Source organism: Psychroflexus salarius (genome assembly GCF_900129035.1).
In the GTDB taxonomy this organism is placed as follows: domain Bacteria; phylum Bacteroidota; class Bacteroidia; order Flavobacteriales; family Flavobacteriaceae; genus Psychroflexus; species Psychroflexus salarius.
The window spans coordinates 1-17,689 of record NZ_FQTW01000011.1 but is presented as its reverse complement, the minus strand read 5'-3'; the positions used below and the strand labels follow the sequence as shown (position 1 = coordinate 17,689).

Genomic DNA, 17,689 nt, shown 5'->3' with positions numbered 1-17,689 from the left:
TCAACTTATTATTCAAAATCTTTTAAGGTTTTTATAATGATTGAAACACAATCCATAATTTGATCTTTAGTAATAACTAATGGTGGCGCAAAACGAATAATATTTCCGTGGGTTGGCTTTGCTAACAGGCCATTTTCTTTTAATGCCATACAAATATCCCAGGCAGTAGAGCTATCTTCAGTATCATTAATGACGATAGCATTTAACAGTCCACGACCACGGACAAGCTTCACTATATCAGTTGTTTCAATAAATTTATTCAATTCACTTCTAAATAAATCGCCAAGTTCACGTGCATTTTGAGCTAGTTTTTCGTCTCTAACCACCTCAAGCGCTTCCATAGCGACAGCAGCAGCCACAGGGTTACCACCAAATGTTGAACCGTGTTGCCCAGGTTGAATAACATTCATTACAGCATCATCTGCTAAAACTGCAGAAACAGGGTAAGCTCCACCTGAGAGTGCTTTCCCTAAGATTAAAATATCTGGTCGTGAGTAAGTTGCATCTTGACGTTCACAATGGCCTTGGCAATCACATTTTCCACAGACAGCTAATAAAGCGCCAGTTCTTGCAATTCCTGTTTGAATTTCATCAGCCATGAATAAAACATCATGTTGCTGGCATAATTCTTTAACTTTAGGAATGAAATCGTCGCTAGGCGTGTAAACTCCAGCTTCACCTTGAATTGGCTCTATCAAGGCACCTGCAATATTATCGTGTTCTTTTAAAACTTTTTCTAAAGCATCAGCATCATCATAAGGTATTTTTATAAATCCTGGTGTGTAGGGTCCAAAATTCTTTCTAGCACCTTCATCATTACTAAATGATATAATCGTTGTTGTTCTACCGTGAAAATTATTTTCAAATACTATGATTTGGGCATCTTGTTCTTTAATTCCTTTTTTTTCATAAGCCCATTTACGACAAATTTTGATAGCCGTTTCTACAGCTTCTGCTCCGGTATTCATTGGTAATAGCTTATCAAAATTGAAGTAATCTGTTGCGTATTTTTCAAAAACACCTAAAACATTATTATGAAAGGCGCGAGATGTTAAGGTTATTGTATTGGCTTGTTTTGTCATTGCATCAACAATTCTAGGATGGCAATGCCCTTGATTTACAGCTGAATAAGCTGAAAGAAAATCGTAATATTTTTTATCTTCAACATCCCATACAAAAACACCATCACCTTTTTTAAGTACTGCTGGTAATGGATGGTAATTATGGGCGCCATGTTTATCTTCTAATTCTATTGCTTGTGCTGAAGTTTTTACGTCTTCTACTTTCATGAAATTAATTTTATATAATGAATTTTCACAAAAATAAACATCTAGGCTTCATTTTTTCGTAAAGAAATTTGAAAACTAATCATTTTCACTAATTTAGTATTATTATAAATAAAGAAGTCGTATTAAGTGCCTAAAATCATAGTTTAATGAATTTACAACTATTAATTTTGAAATACTAAAACTTGGCCATATGCAATCTGATTCAAGGCGATATGCTACAAAGATTATCAATAAATTAAACAAAAATTTAGTAAAACAAGTTAATTGGAAAAGCAGATCACTTCAATTTGTTTTAAGCTTTTTAATTGCATTGGGCTTAAGCTATGTAATTAAAGAGCCAAGTTTTACAGAAGGACAAACCTCTGTTCTATTCATTTTAATATTTGCAGTTGGCTTATGGGTAACTGAAGCTATTCCGCCTTTTGCTGTTGGCATATTAATTATTGGTGCTCTAGTTTTTACAATGAGTAATTTAGAGTCTGAAAATGTTAAACAGTATGTTCAAACTTGGTCAGATTCTGTTATTTGGTTGTTTTTAGGTGGTTTTTTTATTGCTCAAGCCATGCAAAAAACTGCTTTAGACCAATCTTTACTCAAATTTATAGTTCCCAAATTAGGAGAAAAATCAAAATATATTTTGTTAGGATTAATGCTTATTACAGCTTTTCTATCAATGCTGATGAGTAATACGGCAACAACTGCTATGATGATTGCTAGCATTACGCCAATTACATTGAGCCTAGGTAAAGAAGCCCCACTTACCAAAGCACTTTTAATTGGTATTCCGACAGCTGCTGCTATTGGTGGCATGGGTACTATTATTGGCTCTGCTCCTAATGCAATTGCTGTTGGTGCTCTTGACGGAATTGGTATCCGAATTAGTTTTATGGAGTGGATGCTTATAGGAATTCCTGTAGCCTTAATTTTAATTTTTGGATTTTGGTATGGTTTGCTTAAAAAATATAAAATAAAACGTAAATCTTTAGATTTAAGTTTTTTACAAAAAACGAAGCAAAACACCGATGCAAATATTACAACATCACAAGTTCGAGTAACTGTAATTATTATTGTAGCTAGCTTAATATTTTGGTTAAGTTCTCAATGGACAGGTATTCCAGTTGCTGCAGTTTCGGGTATTCCGATTGTGGGTTTAACCATGTTTGGCATATTAGATGCTGACGACATGCGAAAACTCCCTTGGGATACCTTAATGTTAGTCGCTGGTGGATTGGCTTTAGGGATTGCCGTTCAACAACAAGGATTAACCGATTACTTTATCAGTTTTATTAATATTAAAGACTTCAACTTTTATCTATTAGCAATTATATTTGCTTTAATTAGCGTTGTTTTCTCTAATATTATGAGTAACACAGCAACCACTACTATTATGATTCCGTTAGCAATTTCATTTGCCGCTCTAATTCCTGAACAATCTCCAAAAATTATTCCACTAATCATTGCGCTAAGTGCGTCATGTGCTTTACTTCTACCCGTTTCTACACCACCTAATGCTATTGCCCATAGCACAGGAAAACTTGATCAAAAAGACTTTAGATTTGGTGGAATATTTATTGGCATTATTGGGCCTATTTTAGTGAGTCTTTGGGTTATACTAGTCGAATTTATTTAAGGAATGTCTCATTTTAAAAGAAATTGATGCGAATAAAGGCATAATTAAAACATTGCTTTATTTTTGCGATATGGCAAGAAGAAATAAACGTCAAGCTTTTGAAGCTGTAGAAATAATTGATGCTGGCAGTAAAGGCAAAGGCATCGCTAAAGCACCAGATGGTCGCGTGCTCATTGTAGACCAAGTTGTCCCTGGTGATGTGGTTGATGTTCAAACCTACAAAAAACGCAAAGCTTACTACCAAGCTAAACCTACAAAAATAGTTGAAGCTTCACCTAAAAGAACTGAGCCCGTTTGTGAGCATTTTGGAACATGTGGTGGTTGTAAGTGGCAAAACATGGCTTACGAGCATCAACTTTATTATAAGGAGAAAGAAGTTCTTGAAAATTTAAAACGTATCGGAAAAATTGAACTTCCAGAAACCCAACCGATCTTAGGAAGCCAAAAGACATACTTCTACCGGAATAAAATGGAATTTTCATTTAGTGATAGCCGCTGGTTGACTAAAAATGAAATTGAAAATAATGATACAATCAATAATAAAAATGCCTTAGGATTTCATATTCCTGGCATGTGGGATAAAATTTTAGATCTGAATCAATGCCATTTACAAGCAGACCCTAGCAATGCTATTAGAAATGGCCTTAAAGATTTTGCATCTAAACATCATTTAGATTTTTTCAATGTTCGAGAACAAAAAGGTTTACTAAGAACCTTGATGATTAGAACTAGCTCTACTGGCGAAGTAATGGTTTTAGTCCAATTTTTTGAAGATGACAAAGCTAATCGCGAACGCGTTTTAGATTATTTAAAAAATGAATTTCCTAGTATCACCTCACTCCTATTTGTGATTAATCAAAAAGGAAATGACACTATTTACGACCAAGATGTAATTTGCTATCACGGGCGCGACCATATTTTTGAAGAAATGGAAGGCTTGAAATTTAAAATTACAGCTAAGTCATTTTACCAAACTAACTCCGATCAAGCTTACGAACTTTATAAAATCACCAGAGAATTTGCTAATTTAAATGGTGATGAAGTCGTTTATGACCTTTACACTGGTACAGGAACCATCGCGCAATTTGTAGCCAAACAAGCTAAACATGTTATTGGCATAGAAGCTGTGCCCGAAGCTATTGAAGCTGCCAAAGAAAATGCTCAGTTTAACACGATTAATAACACAAGCTTCTTTGCAGGTGATATGAAAAAAGTCTTTACTAAAGCCTTTGTTAAACAAAATGGTAAACCTGATATCATTATCACAGACCCACCACGTGAAGGCATGCATGCCGATGTTGTTGAACAAATTAAATTTTTAAAACCAAAAACAATTGTTTACGTTAGCTGTAATTCGGCAACACAAGCAAGAGATTTAGCTTTACTAGATGAATTTTATAAAGTAACAAAAGTTCAACCTGTAGATATGTTTCCGCAAACGCATCATGTTGAAAATGTGGTCAAACTTGAATTACGTTAATCAATGAAACGAAAGCTTCTTTTTATTTTTACTGTGCTATCTATTGGCTTATCAAGTTGCGAACGTGACGATATTTGCCCAGAAAACACACCAACAACGCCAAGATTAGTCGTTCAGTTTTTTGATATCAACAATCCCGAAATCCAAAAAAATATAAATGAATTAGTCATTCAAAGTGTTGATACCGATAACGAAAATTTTATTGAATATGATAATGTTTCAGAAATCATATTACCCTTAAAGACAAATCAAAATTCAACACAATTTTTAATGACGATCAATGCTAACAGCGAAAACGAATCTGACATTAATACAGACGAATTAATTTTTAACTATGCACGGCGTAATGTCTATATTAATCGTGCCTGTGGTTATAAAGTTGAATTTTTAGATTTTCAAGTCACTCAAATTGAAGAAAGCAATGAAGATTTAGAGTGGATAAAAGCCACTGCTGTACAACAACCAAACATCGACAATGAAAACGAAACTCACCTCTTTATTTATCATTAGTCTTCTGGTTGTTAACTTTAAAAGTTTAGCACAAACTCAAGACTCTATTTCTTATAAAGAACGCTATGGCATCACCTTTGGCTTAGACCTTAGTAAAATTGGACGTTCAATTTTAGAAGACAATTATACTGGTGCTGAAGCCTTTATAGATTATCGTTATAATGACCGTATATATATTGCAGCCGAATTGGGTTATGATGATAAAATCTATACTGAAGAAAATCTAACCTCTAACACCAAAGGTGCTTACTTAAAAGCTGGTATTAATTACAATAGTTATGAAAATTGGATTGGCATGCAAAACCTTATTTATGCTGGTTTTCGTTTCGGTGCAGCTAGTTTTAGTCATGACTTAACTGATTACACCATTTACACGAGAGATACATTTTTTAATCCAGATATAAGAACTGAAGAACGCAGCTTTAATAGCTTAACCGCTACTTGGGTTGAATTAAAAGCTGGAATTAGAGTTGAAGTTTTTAAAAATATTTTTTTAGGCGCAAATGTTCAGTTGAAGTTTCAAACTAGTGCAACTGAGCTTAATAATTTTGACCATTTATATATTCCTGGATTTAATAGAACTTATGATTCATCAAGCATTGGTGCTGGTTGGGGCTACTCAATCAGTTATATGTTACCGATTTATACCAAACTAAAACGACAAGCTATCGATAACTAATACCAAATATTCTATAAGATGAGACAAAAAGAAATTGAATTATAATTGTCTTAATCAAGGCAAAAAAATTAATCATAGCCATAGCTACGTTTCATTTTTTTAACGAAGAGAAAGGCAATTAGAAACTATTTATTTATCTTATTGCATGGGAGATTTGGTATAATTCAGTTTTGATATTTTGCTTTTTTTGAACCTTTATAAATGTCGTATCGCAATAATCGCGATTCTATACTGGCATTAAACACTTTTATTTTTCGGCTTGGTCTAAGTCCCACATGTTTTATAGCACCAGAATCTAAAGGCACTATAAACCAAGCTGTGGTATCAGGATAGTTTTGTTTTAAAGTATCTCCAACACTTGAATAAAACTCAGGGACTTCAACTGGTAATCGTTCACCATAAGGCGGATTAAACAGCATAAATAAATGGCGGTCTGCTAGCTTTTCAGTGGTAAAAAAATCGGCTTCTTCAACTGAAATAAACTCAGTTAAATTAGCATTTTCAATATTTTCTTTGGCTTTTGAAATTGTAATACCTGACAAATCAAAACCTTTAATTTTAAAATGAAATGGTCTTATCTTTTTCAAAGCAGAAGCTTTAATTTTTTCAAAAAAATCTTCATTGAAGTTATTCCACTTCATAAAAGCAAAGGTTTCGCGGTTGATGTTAGCAGGGATTTGACAAGCAATCATCGCAGCCTCTATTAAAATAGTACCGCTACCGCACATTGGGTCTAAAAAATCACATTGTCCATCCCAGCCCGAAGCCAATAATAAACTGGCTGCTAAGACTTCATTAATTGGTGCAATGTTGGTCGATTTTCTGTAACCACGTTTAAATAAGGGTTCACCAGATGTATTTAAACTTAAATTACACGTATTTCTATCAATATGCACATTTAAACGAACATCAGGTTCATTAGTATCAATATTTGGTCGTGTGCCAAATTTGTCTCGAAACCGGTCTACAATTGCATCTTTTGCTCTAAAAACCACGTATCTTGAATGCGTAAATATGTCAGAATTAACGGTAGAGTCTATGGCAAAACTACCATTCTTATCAACGAAATCTTCCCAAGGAAATTCATAAACAGATTGATAAAAATCTTGTTCCTTATAAATTTTGAAATTTAAAATAGGCTTTAATACACTTACAGCTGTTCTTAAGCTTAAATTAGCTTTGTACATAAAGCCTAAATCACCCATAAAACTGACATGACGAACACCTTCAGTAACATTCATAGCACCTAGATTTCTAAGTTCTTTAGCTAAAATTCCTTCAAATCCATGAAGACATTTCGCCGTCATTTCAAAATTTTCCATAATAAGTCTAATTTTGTGCAAAAATACGCTAATAAAAATGAAATCTAGTCTTCAATACATATTGTTAGTTATAAACGACAAATCAGACTATCATTAATTTAAAAAATACGCTAAATTTGTCGCTATGTCTAAAATAAACCCTGAATGGTATAAAGCTTGGTTTGACTCTGAGTATTACCACATTTTATACCAAAATCGTAACCAAACTGAGGCGCACGCCTTTGTAAAAAAATTATTTGAATATCTTAATCTGCCAGATGATTCTAAAGTGCTTGATTTGGCTTGTGGCCGTGGGCGGCATGCGCAATTTATTGCTGATCTTGGATACGACGTTCTTGGAATTGATTTATCTGAAAATAACATAAAATCTGCTCAAGCTCATGCGCATAAACATCTCAAATTTAAAGTGCATGACATGACTATTCCCTTACAGGCTGATTTTGATGCGGTATTGAATTTATTTACCAGTTTTGGCTATTTTGAATCAACACAACAAAATTTTAATACACTTAAAGCCATCAAACAAAATTTAAAACCGAATGGTGTTGGCGTTATTGATTTTTTAAATGAAGCCTACTTACGCCAACATTTAATACCAAAATCGACAGTAGAAAAAAATAATCTGACCTTTCATATTAAACGCTGGATTGAAGATAGTTTTGTATATAAGGAAATCAAATTTACAGATAAATCTCAAGACTTCTGTTTTTACGAACGTGTTAAATTAATCACTAAAAACGAATTTGAACAGTTTTTTAAACAGCTCGATTTAAAAATTACCTCTAAATTTGGCAATTACAATTTAGATGGTTTTGATATCAGTAATTCAGAACGTCTCATTTTAGTTTACCAAGCATGAGTTTAATCTTACCTATTATTGCGGCTGTTGTTGGGTTTATAGTCGCCTTTTTTTTACATAAGAAGCAAGTTGGCGTCAATTTACTTTTAGCATTTAGTGGTGCCTTTTTACTTTCGGTAACCGTGTTAGAGTTTTTGCCTTCAATTTATGCTAGTAATGTTTCAAACATCGGGTTATATATCTTAATCGGTTTACTTTTGCAAATTATTTTAGAATATCTTTCAGGTGGCGCAGAACATGGACATTTACATCAAGATAAGCAAACAAAAAGTTTTCCTTGGGTTTTATTTTTAAGCTTATCAATTCACGCTCTTTTAGAAGGTATACCGCTTCACCATAACCACCATTTACTTTTGGCGGTTGTTATTCATAAAATACCAATTGCCATTATCATTGCTTCATTTTTATTTCAAACCCGATTAAGCACTTTTAAAATAGGTTTGTTTTTATTAATTTTTGCCCTAATGACACCTTTAGGCAGTTTTTTACAACAAAACTATACAGTTTTTGATACCTATAGCGCTTATTTAAATGCAGTAGTTATTGGTATATTTTTGCATGTTTCAACAACAATTTTATTTGAGTCGTCTCGTGACCATAAATTTAATCTTTCAAAATTCGGAATGATTTTGTTAGGGATTTCTATCGCGTTGTTAATTTAAGTTATCAACTGAAAGAAATAGAACTATTTATAGCGGTAACTTCAACTGAATGCTAATTAAAGCACACTATACCCAATTCTACTAAAAAATGAAATTACTAACGGCTAAATACAAACTAAGATCCCACAAATTCAATCTTGAGTTATATTCATTTAAACGTGCCTTTTTTCGTTAATAGTTGAAGTGATTGCGGTTAATACGGTTTCAGTAAGTTTTATAAGCGCAAATAGCAGCTTATGACTAGGACAATTATCTAAATATTTAAAGCCTTCAAAAAAAATGAAAAGCTAAACATCAATACGATTTAGGTTTAAGTCTAAACATTAGGTTTAATAAAGAGCTGACACCAAATAGACTTTTAAAATTTTAATATTCTCAAAAATCATATATTTTTACCATTATAATCTATGATATGAAAACTTACGACATTGCTATTATTGGTAGTGGTCCATCAGGAGCAAGTGCTGCTTTTGAAGCTGCTAAAAAAGGATTATCATCAATAATTATTGAAAAAGAACAATTGCCGCGATATAAAACCTGTGGCGGTGGATTTGTTTACAGAGGCAGACGCAACATGCCTTTTGATGTCTCTAAATCAGTAGAACGTGAGTTTTTTGATGTTGATATTCGTTTTGATGCTAAAAAGTTAGCATTAAACACAGTTCGTAAAAAGCCGATTATTAGCATGATTATGCGTGATGAGTTTGATTACCTAATTGTTCAAAAAGCTGAAGAATTAGGCGTAAAAGTGCTACAAGGTGAAAAACTTCTTGCTTTAGATTTTCAAAACGATTTCACTACATTAACCACAACCAATAAACAAATTCAAGCTAAATTTATTATCGCTGCCGATGGTGCTTTAAGTCCGACTGCAAAATTAGCTGGTTGGGAAGAATCGCGTTTAATGTGTCCTGCTCTAGAATACGAAATTAAAGTACCTGATAAAGATTTTGAGCGCCTATCTAAGTCGGCTAGATTTGATATTGACGTTGTGCCTTTTGGTTATGGATGGAGTTTCCCTAAAAAAAATCATTTATCGGTTGGTGTGGGAAACTTCACTAAATCAACTAAAAAAATCAACTTAAAAGAAAATTACAGAGATTACTTAAAAATTCTGGGAATAGAAACGGTTTTAAAAGAAGAAGCTCACGGTTTTATTATTCCTATTTCACCAAGAAAAGATGGTTTTGTAAAACAAAATGTATTTTTAATTGGTGATGCGGCAGGTTTTGCAGATCCATTAACCGCTGAAGGAATTTCTAACGCTATTTACAGCGGTAAACTAGTCGCTGAAGCCATTTCAGAAAGTAACTTGAGTTTAAATGAAGCCAATAAATTATATAACAATAAATTAAATGATAAGTTATTGCCAGAACTAGAATTAGGCGTTAAACTAGCAGCCTTGTTTTACGAAAATAGAACTTTACGAAATTTATTACTTAAAAAGTATGGCCAGCGTGCAGCAGAATATATGACCGATATTTTTATGGGAGATCGAACCTATCCGCATAATTTTAAAGAAAAAGTAAAGCAAAAATTAAAAGTATCTTTATTTTAAGTTTTGCTATTCGTTTTTAATATTAGCTATAAACGTGTTGATATTTTCTTCTTTAGAAATTGCTAATTTCTTTTTGAGTCGATATTTGTGTTGATTAACCGATTTAGGTGAAATACTTAAAAAATCAGCAATTTGTTTAGTTGAATATTTCTGGCGAATTAAAACACAATATAAGATATCTTGCTCGGTTAAATTGGCATTGATTTTATTTAACTGCTGCATAAAATTAGGCGAAATTGACTCAAAAACTTCTTTTAAGCTATTATTGTGCTTTTTTATAATCTCATCTGTTTGAAGCTTTTTAAGTAAATGACTGGCATCATTAACCTTTTCATCTTTTAAAGCTAAAAATACTTCATTCAGTAAATTAACACTCGACTGCTTTTCAAGTTGCGCCGCTTCAACTTGATTTTGCTTTTGTTGTAGTTTCAGTTTTAGAAGTTCTTTGCTTTTTAACTCGTTATCATAAGCTAGCTTCAACATTTTTTCTGCTTGTTCTTTTTTTAAGATAAGTTCTTCTTTTAATTTTTGCTCAGTTTTAAGTTTATTGTGTTCGGTTTCTTCTAATTTTAGCTGTGCGAGCAAAATTTGCTTTTGTTTTCTTTTATAGAAAAAATAAAAAATCAAGGCTATAACTACGATACAAATTAAGCTACTTAATAATTTGTTTTTATAAGATTGTTCTTGGTTTAGTAAACTTAATTGTGTGAGTTCTTGCTCTTTTTTATAATTATTTAAGTACAAATTGACATTGGTTTGTTTCTGCTTTAAATTATGCTGGTCGCGCTTAACCTCTAATCTGTTTTGTAAATGGTTATACTTGATTAGACTATCAGTTTCTAAAAAAATTGAATAGTAATCAATCAGTGTATTTGTAATTTTTAATTGATTTTGTAACTCTTCTTCATTTAAAAAACCTGTTAAACTATCAATTATTCGTTTTTTTGTTAATGTAAAGTTTGAAGTTGTAGGTAAGGCTTCAAGCTTATTGCTTTCTAATATTTCATAAGCCAAAAGCCATGCTTTTGTTTGATGAAGTTTGCGTTTATTTTTTTGAAAATAATTAATATGATTAAGTAAATGCTTAGTAGCTAAATCAGGATTTTTAGTTGAGTAAACTTCAGCTTTAAGTCTTTCAACAAAGTGATATCTTGAAATATTACCTATTTTTTTATAAATATGTTGTGCATTTCCTAAATACTGAAGCGCATGTTTATAATCTTTATGCCTTTGATATAAAGCCAATGCCTTGTACTCATAACCAACAGCTAAACCAATTTTATGTTTAAAATCAGGCAAAAAAGTATTAATGGCAGAATCTGCATATATCTCAGTGTTTTGATAATCCTTAAGCTCGTAGTAACGCATACTTAAAGACTTATAAATATGACCACTTTTAAGTCGACTTTTAGGATACTTTAATTGTTTTGTGATTTCAAGAGCTTTTAATAAATAATAAATAGAGGCATTATAATCATCGGCATACTCGGCACATTTAGATAACTTAAGTAGATGATTATAAAATTTCATTGAATTTGTAGCATCTTTATTGGCTAATTGGCTGTATTCATTTAAATAGTTACAAGCCTTTAAATTGCCATATCTATTATTGTAGTAGGTAAATTTAAAATTGATAAATGCTATCTCGGTTTTTAATTGAGGAATAGATCCTTCAATACGATCAATAACTTCATTTATAAATTCATAAAATTCAGCATTTTTATTTCCTAAAATTACTTTATGTAACTGATGCGTTAATTCATCTAATCGTTGCTTTTTTTGATTTTTAGTTTTAAAAGTATTCAGATATAATTCAAAATATTTCTCACGATTAGCAGAATTACAAAATACTTGTAATAAGTACGGATGAATCTGATTTCTTTTTTCTTTATTAGAAAGTTTATTAAATCTTTCAATAGTAAGGATGCTTTGACAGTTTGGGCTTGACAAAGACACCTTAGGTATAAATAGAAATAAAAAAAAGACTAAAAATAGTGATTGATTCATGAGTCAAATATATACTTTTTTAAAATCTTAAATCGCTTAAAATAACGCAATACAAGCCTTTTAGGTCGTTGTAGACTAATTGTAGACTATTAAAAATAGTTGCCGAACGGTTTTTAAAATAGATTTGATGAAAATATCTTTATTATGAAAAAACTTTATCTATTAATCTTAATCTTTTCTGCTTTTATTACAAATGCACAGAACAACCCACCAACTATTGAAAGTCAACCAAGTTTAATCACATTAAATTCAATTCCACAAAATTTAGACTTGAATGATTTTAATATTACAACAGATGATGCAGATGGAGATAATGTAACTCTTTCATCATCAGTTTCTCAATTTGATTGTAATAATGTTTCCATATTACAAAACTCCGTTCGCTACGGTAATGGTTCATCAAACACACTTGGCGCTGGAAATGTTCAAACCTTTAAGTCTCTTAGAAATGGATTTTTAACCAAGCTCGAAGTGGAGTTTCGCGGTAACACTTCGGCAACAACACAAGCTGTTATTGAAGTTTATCAAAACAACAACGCAGATCCTAATTTAGCCACCGATGTAGAACTAATTGGTACAGTAACACTAAATATACCAGCGCAATTTAATGCACTTGGTGTAGGCGATTTTGATAAACCTATTTATTTAGAGCTGAATAGAATGTATGCCTTTAGACAAATTTCGGGACCTGGCATTAGAATGCGTCAAGGCTCTTTTTATACAGCTGGAGCTACATTTAATCATGACTTCAATAATGCGCTAGTCGTCACTGAAAGTGGTGGGTTTAACAATGACTGGAAATTTTATGTTACACAATTTGATGCCAATGGCGTTTCTGCTGCTTCAATTCCAGTTTCAGCATCTGATGGCACAGACAATACAAATGCAAATGTGGATGTATATCATCTGTCAAACATAGCACCGACAGCAATAGCTCAAGATATAACTGTAGATTTAGATGCTAATGGTAATGCTAGCATAACACCACAACAAATAGATAATGGCTCTTCTGTTGCTTGTAATGATAATATGAATTTGAGTCTAGACATCTCAAATTTTGATTGTTTATCTATTGGTAATAATACAGTTATTTTAACCGTTGAAGATGATTATGGAAATTCTGCTACAGCATCATCTGTGGTAACTGTTCAAGATAATTCTGCTCCTGTATTTTCAACAATTAATGACATTAATGCCAACACTACGGGAAGCGATGAAGTCGTCACCTATAATTTACCAACCATAACAGATAACTGTATCGGAAGTAACATAAACTTTGATGATTATCCAGCAACTCCAAGCGGCTTTACAAAAATGGGCGTTTTTAATGGCCATACATATTTCATATCTAACTCAACCGATACCTATGCTAATTTTTTAAGTACAATCAATACGATTAATGGCGCTTATCCTGTGAGCATTACTAGTGCAGCAGAAAATAATTTTATTGCTAATTATTTATCCGAAAACGGACAATTAAATGCTTTGATAGGAATTAATGATTTGTTATCAGAAGGCACTTTTGTTTGGGAAAATGGTGAAAATGTGAGTTACACGAATTGGAATTCTGGTGAACCAAATAATTCTGGTGGAAATGAAGATGTAACAGAAATCTATAATAATGGTGGCTGGAATGATATTGGTGATGCTAATAATGATCGTCCGATAATAATTGAATTCTCCTATTCAGCAGAGCAAACCGCTGGATTATCAAGTGGCTCAAGCTTTCCTATCGGAACAACAACCAATACATTTGAAGCTCTTGATGAATACGGTAATACATCTTCTGTTTCGTTTGATGTAACTATCAATGATACAGGTAACCCAACTATAACTTGCCCAGATGATATAACTACAACCGCTACAAATCCAATTGTTAATTTTAGTGATCCAATTGTTACAGATAATTCGTCATCGTCCTTTAATTTTTTGCCGGGCATGACCTTTATAGGAAATAATAGTGGTAAAAACTTTTTTATCAGTGATGAAAGTTTTTCTGGCGCTAACGCATTTGCAGATGCTATTAACCGTGGCGGTACAGTAGCAACAGTTAACAATGCTACTCAAAACGCCTTTTTAGCCAATGCACTTTCAACAAATGGTATATCTGAAGCGCATATCGGCTATTCTGATAATGCTTCTGAAGGTAGTTTTGTTTGGCAAGACGGAAGCTCATCAACTTATACCAACTGGCGAGCAGGTGAACCAAATAATACAGATGGCGTTGAAGATTATGTTACAATATCTAGTGGCGGCTCTTGGAATGATGTTGGAGCAAGAGGTACTGGCAATGAAAGATATATTCTACAATTAGACCAAAATGAAGCTTACGTTTTACAAACCAGTGGCCTTGAATCTGGAAGTAGTTTCCCGATAGGCACAACCACGGTAACTTTTGAAGCTTTTGATGCATCTGGTAATACTGCTGCTTGTAGTTTTGATGTAACCGTTACAGACTTTCCTAACGTAATCACTCAAAATATAGATGTTACATTAGACCCTTCTGGCAATGCAAGTATTACAGCACAAGATATTGATAATGGAAGTTCATCTGTTTCAGGAATCGCCAGCTTAAGTTTAGACCAGTCTACTTTTGATTGTAGCGATTTGAATACTACATCATCTAGTGTGAGCCTTAATTTTGAAGGTAACGGTCACATTCAAATAGATGGAAGTGCACCGTTAGATTTTGGTGGTAGTAAAGGTTTTACTTTTGAAACGCAAATTTACCCAAGAAGTAACGCTAACACTTATATTTTATCCAAAACACTTGGTGGTGCATCTTGGCCTACTAAATTAACTACCATGTTTTACATTAATGCAAACAATCAATTAGTTTTCGGAATAAATAGATTTAGTGCTGGTGGTTGGACCTATTTAAACTCTCCATTAAATAGCATTTCATTAAATGAATGGCAACATGTTGCAATAAGCTACAGTCCATCAACATCTACCATGAAAATTTATATTGAAGGAATAGAAGTTGCTTCTACAACGCTAAATACATCAAACCCAACCGCATCTCCTGGACTATTGAGAATTGGTGCATCTGAAAATGGTGGTGGTCAATTTGATGGTTATATGGATAATTTCCGCGCTTGGGAAAATGCTTTAGATACGGCTGAAGTCTTAGCAGCAAAAAATAACAATTTATCAAGCGTTAATAATAACTTACTTCTACATTATGCCTTTAATTCTGATTTTGGTACCGAAGCCATAGATTTATCTTCAACTGAACGCAACGGTACTTTTACAGGAAGCTTAAATGAAAACAGCTGGTATACAGGGTCTAACAATTTAAACCCTAATGGAACAACGGTAACTTTAACGGCTACTAGTAATTCAGGTGATGTTGCTACAGGAACTGCTGTTGTAAACGTTATAAATAACTTTACGCCAACAGTTGGTACTGCACCTGACGATATTTTAGATTATACTACTAACCCATCTGGTAAAACTGTTAATTACAATTTACCTTTAAGCTCTACGAATTGTTTAGCTCCACAAAGCTTAGATAATTACCCACCAACACCAACTGGATTTACCAAAATGGGAGTTTTTAATGGGCACACGTATTTTATTTCAAATGCTCAAAATACATTCACTAATTTTTCAACGCAAGTTAGTGCTATTCAAGACGCACATTTTGCCACAATTACTAATCCAGAAGAAAATAGTTTTATTGCAAGCTATCTAACCGACAATAGCCTTGGCAATGCATACATAGGGCTTAACGATCAGCAAAACGAAGGAGTCTATGTTTGGGAAACCGGCGAAGAATTTATTTATACCAATTGGAATACTGGCAACCCTTCAAACTCAGGTAGTGGTGAAGATGTTGGTGAAATCTTTCCAGATGGTGGTTGGAACGATCTTCCAGAAAATTTAATTCGATATGCAATTATTGAAATCCCTTACGCAATAGAACAAATTACTGGTTCAGGAAGTGGAGAAACTTTTTCTCCTGGAACAACCACTAATGAATTTAAAGTTTATGGTAAAGGTGGTGGCACTTCTACTTTCAATTTTGACGTAGAAGTTATACAAGCCGATTATATCTACTTGAATAACGCCTGGCTAGATGCTAAGAATCCTAATGGAAATGCTGTAGCTACTGAAACCATGTTAGTTGTAGACAATGAAGCAAGTCTAACATCACCAATTAGTTTAGCTGAAGTTACCATAGAAAACTCAGCCTCAGTTGAAGTCAACGATATCTTATCTATCACCACAAGTATAAATAATAACGGCCAAATCACTTTTAAGAGTAATGCTACATCAACTGCTCAATTTGATGAATTTACAGGCACTATTTCTGGCACAGGAACAGTTGAAGTCGAGCGTTTTATTCCAGCCAAACGTGCTTTTCGTTTGATGAGTTCTGCAGTTGATGGTTCAAGCATCGCCAATGCTTGGCAGCAAGACACGCATATTACGGGTACAGGTGGCGCTACCAATGGTTTTGACGCTACAAGTACTAATAATTCGTCTATGTTTACATTCGACAATACAATCACCGATCAATCTAGTGGCGCTGGTTGGCAAGCTGTAACATCAACAAGTGATGTGATTTCAGCAGGAACGCCTTACCGTTTAATGGTGCGTGGTGACCGAACCATCGACTTAACTAATAATGAAGCTTCAGCGACTGCAACGACTTTAAGTGCTTCGGGTACAATGTATACAGGAAGTTATTCACCAACTATAGCCTCTGCAGCTGATAACTATAGTTTTGTTGGTAATCCTTATCAAGCTGTGGTTGACTTTGCTTCGGTAACTAAATCTAATCTTACAGATTTTATCTATGTTTGGGATGCTTCTGTAGCTGGATCTAATGGTAATGGCGGTTATATTACCGTTCAAGTTTCTACTGGAAATATCACAGCTCCAAGTCCAAGTAGCTCTGATGCCTCGCAATACATTGCACCAGGCCAAGCCTTTTTTGTACAAAACACGGCTACGGGTAATGGCTCAATCACTTTTAATGAAGCTGATAAAGCTACTTCTCAAGATCAAGTTAGTATTTTTAGTACCTACACTAATTTTTACATCAACTCGCGTTTATATAAAGCCTCAGCTTTACAAAACGGTGAGATGGAAAGCGATGCCATAGGTTTACGTTTTAATGAAAACTATACCACGATTGGTAGTGATGAAGATGCGAGCAAATTAGCCAATCCAGGTGAAAACTATGCGATTGTGAACAATGGCTTTAAATCGATTGATAAGCAAAACATCCCAACTGATGGCCATCAAATTGATTTATTGATGATGAACTATGAAGATACGGCTTACAGCCTAAGCTTCAACTTAGGGAATCAGCCTGAAACGCTTAAGGTTTACTTAAATGACAGCTATTTAAATACACAAACCGAGTTAACGGAAAGCACAACTTATGACTTTACAGTTGATGCTAATGTGCCAGAGAGTATAGATCAAAATCGTTTTCATTTAAGTTTTGAAGAAGTGCCTTTAAATAACCAAAGTTTTGATGCCGGACAAGTTCGCTTGTATCCTAATCCAGTGATTCATCAGTTACAAATTGAATTACCAGCGTCAGTTGAGATCAATTCAGTTAACATTTTCAATACCTTAGGGCAAGAGGTGCTAACAACCACGCAATCTCAAGTTGATGTGAGTCGATTAGCCTCAGGTGTTTATGTGGTTGAGCTAGAAACTTCAGCAGGGAAAGT

The 17,689-nt window shown here is 33.4% G+C and carries 11 protein-coding genes; 8 read left to right on the top strand and 3 right to left on the bottom strand.

All coding sequences use genetic code 11. The features are described from left to right. Positions 1 to 8 precede the first annotated feature (8 nt). A complete protein-coding gene (rocD, locus tag BUB82_RS10735; protein WP_073193626.1) occupies positions 9 to 1,289 on the bottom strand; it encodes an ornithine--oxo-acid transaminase in 1,281 nt (426 codons plus the stop codon). 190 nt (positions 1,290 to 1,479) lie between these two features. On the opposite strand from rocD, the gene BUB82_RS10730 reads away from it, so the two are divergent. The 4 genes from BUB82_RS10730 (at position 1,480) to BUB82_RS10715 (ending at position 5,588) form a co-directional block, all read left to right on the top strand. After that, complete coding sequence (locus BUB82_RS10730; protein WP_083574521.1) at positions 1,480 to 2,919, top strand: SLC13 family permease; 1,440 nt, start codon at positions 1,480 to 1,482, stop codon at positions 2,917 to 2,919. Positions 2,920 to 2,989: 70 nt separating this feature from the next. After that, positions 2,990 to 4,399 (top strand): 23S rRNA (uracil(1939)-C(5))-methyltransferase RlmD, encoded by a 1,410-nt coding sequence (gene rlmD, locus BUB82_RS10725; RefSeq protein WP_073193625.1) that lies wholly within the window; start codon positions 2,990 to 2,992, stop codon positions 4,397 to 4,399. Between the two features lie 3 nt (positions 4,400 to 4,402). Then, on the top strand, positions 4,403 to 4,909 hold the full coding sequence (locus BUB82_RS10720; protein ID WP_073193624.1) for a DUF6452 family protein: 507 nt from the start codon (positions 4,403 to 4,405) through the stop codon (positions 4,907 to 4,909). After that, on the top strand, positions 4,875 to 5,588 hold the full coding sequence (locus BUB82_RS10715) for a DUF6048 family protein (RefSeq protein WP_073193623.1): 714 nt from the start codon (positions 4,875 to 4,877) through the stop codon (positions 5,586 to 5,588). The genes BUB82_RS10720 and BUB82_RS10715 overlap by 35 nt, the downstream gene beginning before the upstream one ends. Positions 5,589 to 5,752: 164 nt before the next feature. On the opposite strand, the gene BUB82_RS10710 is transcribed toward BUB82_RS10715, so the two are convergent. Further along, a complete protein-coding gene (locus tag BUB82_RS10710; RefSeq protein ID WP_073193622.1) occupies positions 5,753 to 6,910 on the bottom strand; it encodes a THUMP domain-containing class I SAM-dependent RNA methyltransferase in 1,158 nt (385 codons plus the stop codon). 124 nt (positions 6,911 to 7,034) lie between these two features. Here BUB82_RS10710 and BUB82_RS10705 point away from each other — a divergent pair, with 124 nt between their 5' ends. The 3 genes from BUB82_RS10705 (at position 7,035) to BUB82_RS10695 (ending at position 9,989) form a co-directional block, all read left to right on the top strand. Beyond that, positions 7,035 to 7,769 carry a class I SAM-dependent methyltransferase gene (locus BUB82_RS10705; protein WP_073193621.1) on the top strand — a complete coding sequence of 245 codons (735 nt, stop codon included), beginning with the start codon at positions 7,035 to 7,037 and terminating at the stop codon, positions 7,767 to 7,769. Next, positions 7,766 to 8,431, top strand: a complete 666-nt coding sequence (locus tag BUB82_RS10700; protein ID WP_073193620.1) for a ZIP family metal transporter — start codon at positions 7,766 to 7,768, stop codon at positions 8,429 to 8,431. Before BUB82_RS10705 ends, BUB82_RS10700 begins: the two co-directional genes overlap by 4 nt. Positions 8,432 to 8,843: 412 nt before the next feature. Then, the gene (locus BUB82_RS10695) at positions 8,844 to 9,989 is read left to right on the top strand and encodes a geranylgeranyl reductase family protein (protein ID WP_073193619.1); all 1,146 of its coding nucleotides are present in this window, start codon (positions 8,844 to 8,846) and stop codon (positions 9,987 to 9,989) included. Positions 9,990 to 9,995: 6 nt separating this feature from the next. Here BUB82_RS10695 and BUB82_RS10690 read toward each other — a convergent pair whose 3' ends face one another. After that, a complete protein-coding gene (locus BUB82_RS10690; protein ID WP_073193618.1) occupies positions 9,996 to 11,996 on the bottom strand; it encodes a helix-turn-helix transcriptional regulator in 2,001 nt (666 codons plus the stop codon). A gap of 144 nt (positions 11,997 to 12,140) precedes the next feature. On the opposite strand from BUB82_RS10690, the gene BUB82_RS10685 reads away from it, so the two are divergent. Then, the coding region (locus BUB82_RS10685; protein ID WP_073193617.1) for a lectin-like protein at positions 12,141 to 17,689 on the top strand (5,549 nt) is incomplete at its 3' end.

Bases quoted from the DNA above. Each gene is read 5' to 3' on its own strand.
- rocD (WP_073193626.1), bottom strand. From the start codon at position 1,289: ATGAAAGTAGAAGACGTAAAAACTTCAGCACAAGCAATAGAATTAGAA.
- BUB82_RS10730 (WP_083574521.1), top strand. From the start codon at position 1,480: ATGCAATCTGATTCAAGGCGATATGCTACAAAGATTATCAATAAATTA.
- rlmD (WP_073193625.1), top strand. From the start codon at position 2,990: ATGGCAAGAAGAAATAAACGTCAAGCTTTTGAAGCTGTAGAAATAATT.
- BUB82_RS10720 (WP_073193624.1), top strand. From the start codon at position 4,403: ATGAAACGAAAGCTTCTTTTTATTTTTACTGTGCTATCTATTGGCTTA.
- BUB82_RS10715 (WP_073193623.1), top strand. From the start codon at position 4,875: ATGAAAACGAAACTCACCTCTTTATTTATCATTAGTCTTCTGGTTGTT.
- BUB82_RS10710 (WP_073193622.1), bottom strand. From the start codon at position 6,910: ATGGAAAATTTTGAAATGACGGCGAAATGTCTTCATGGATTTGAAGGA.
- BUB82_RS10705 (WP_073193621.1), top strand. From the start codon at position 7,035: ATGTCTAAAATAAACCCTGAATGGTATAAAGCTTGGTTTGACTCTGAG.
- BUB82_RS10700 (WP_073193620.1), top strand. From the start codon at position 7,766: ATGAGTTTAATCTTACCTATTATTGCGGCTGTTGTTGGGTTTATAGTC.
- BUB82_RS10695 (WP_073193619.1), top strand. From the start codon at position 8,844: ATGAAAACTTACGACATTGCTATTATTGGTAGTGGTCCATCAGGAGCA.
- BUB82_RS10690 (WP_073193618.1), bottom strand. From the start codon at position 11,996: ATGAATCAATCACTATTTTTAGTCTTTTTTTTATTTCTATTTATACCT.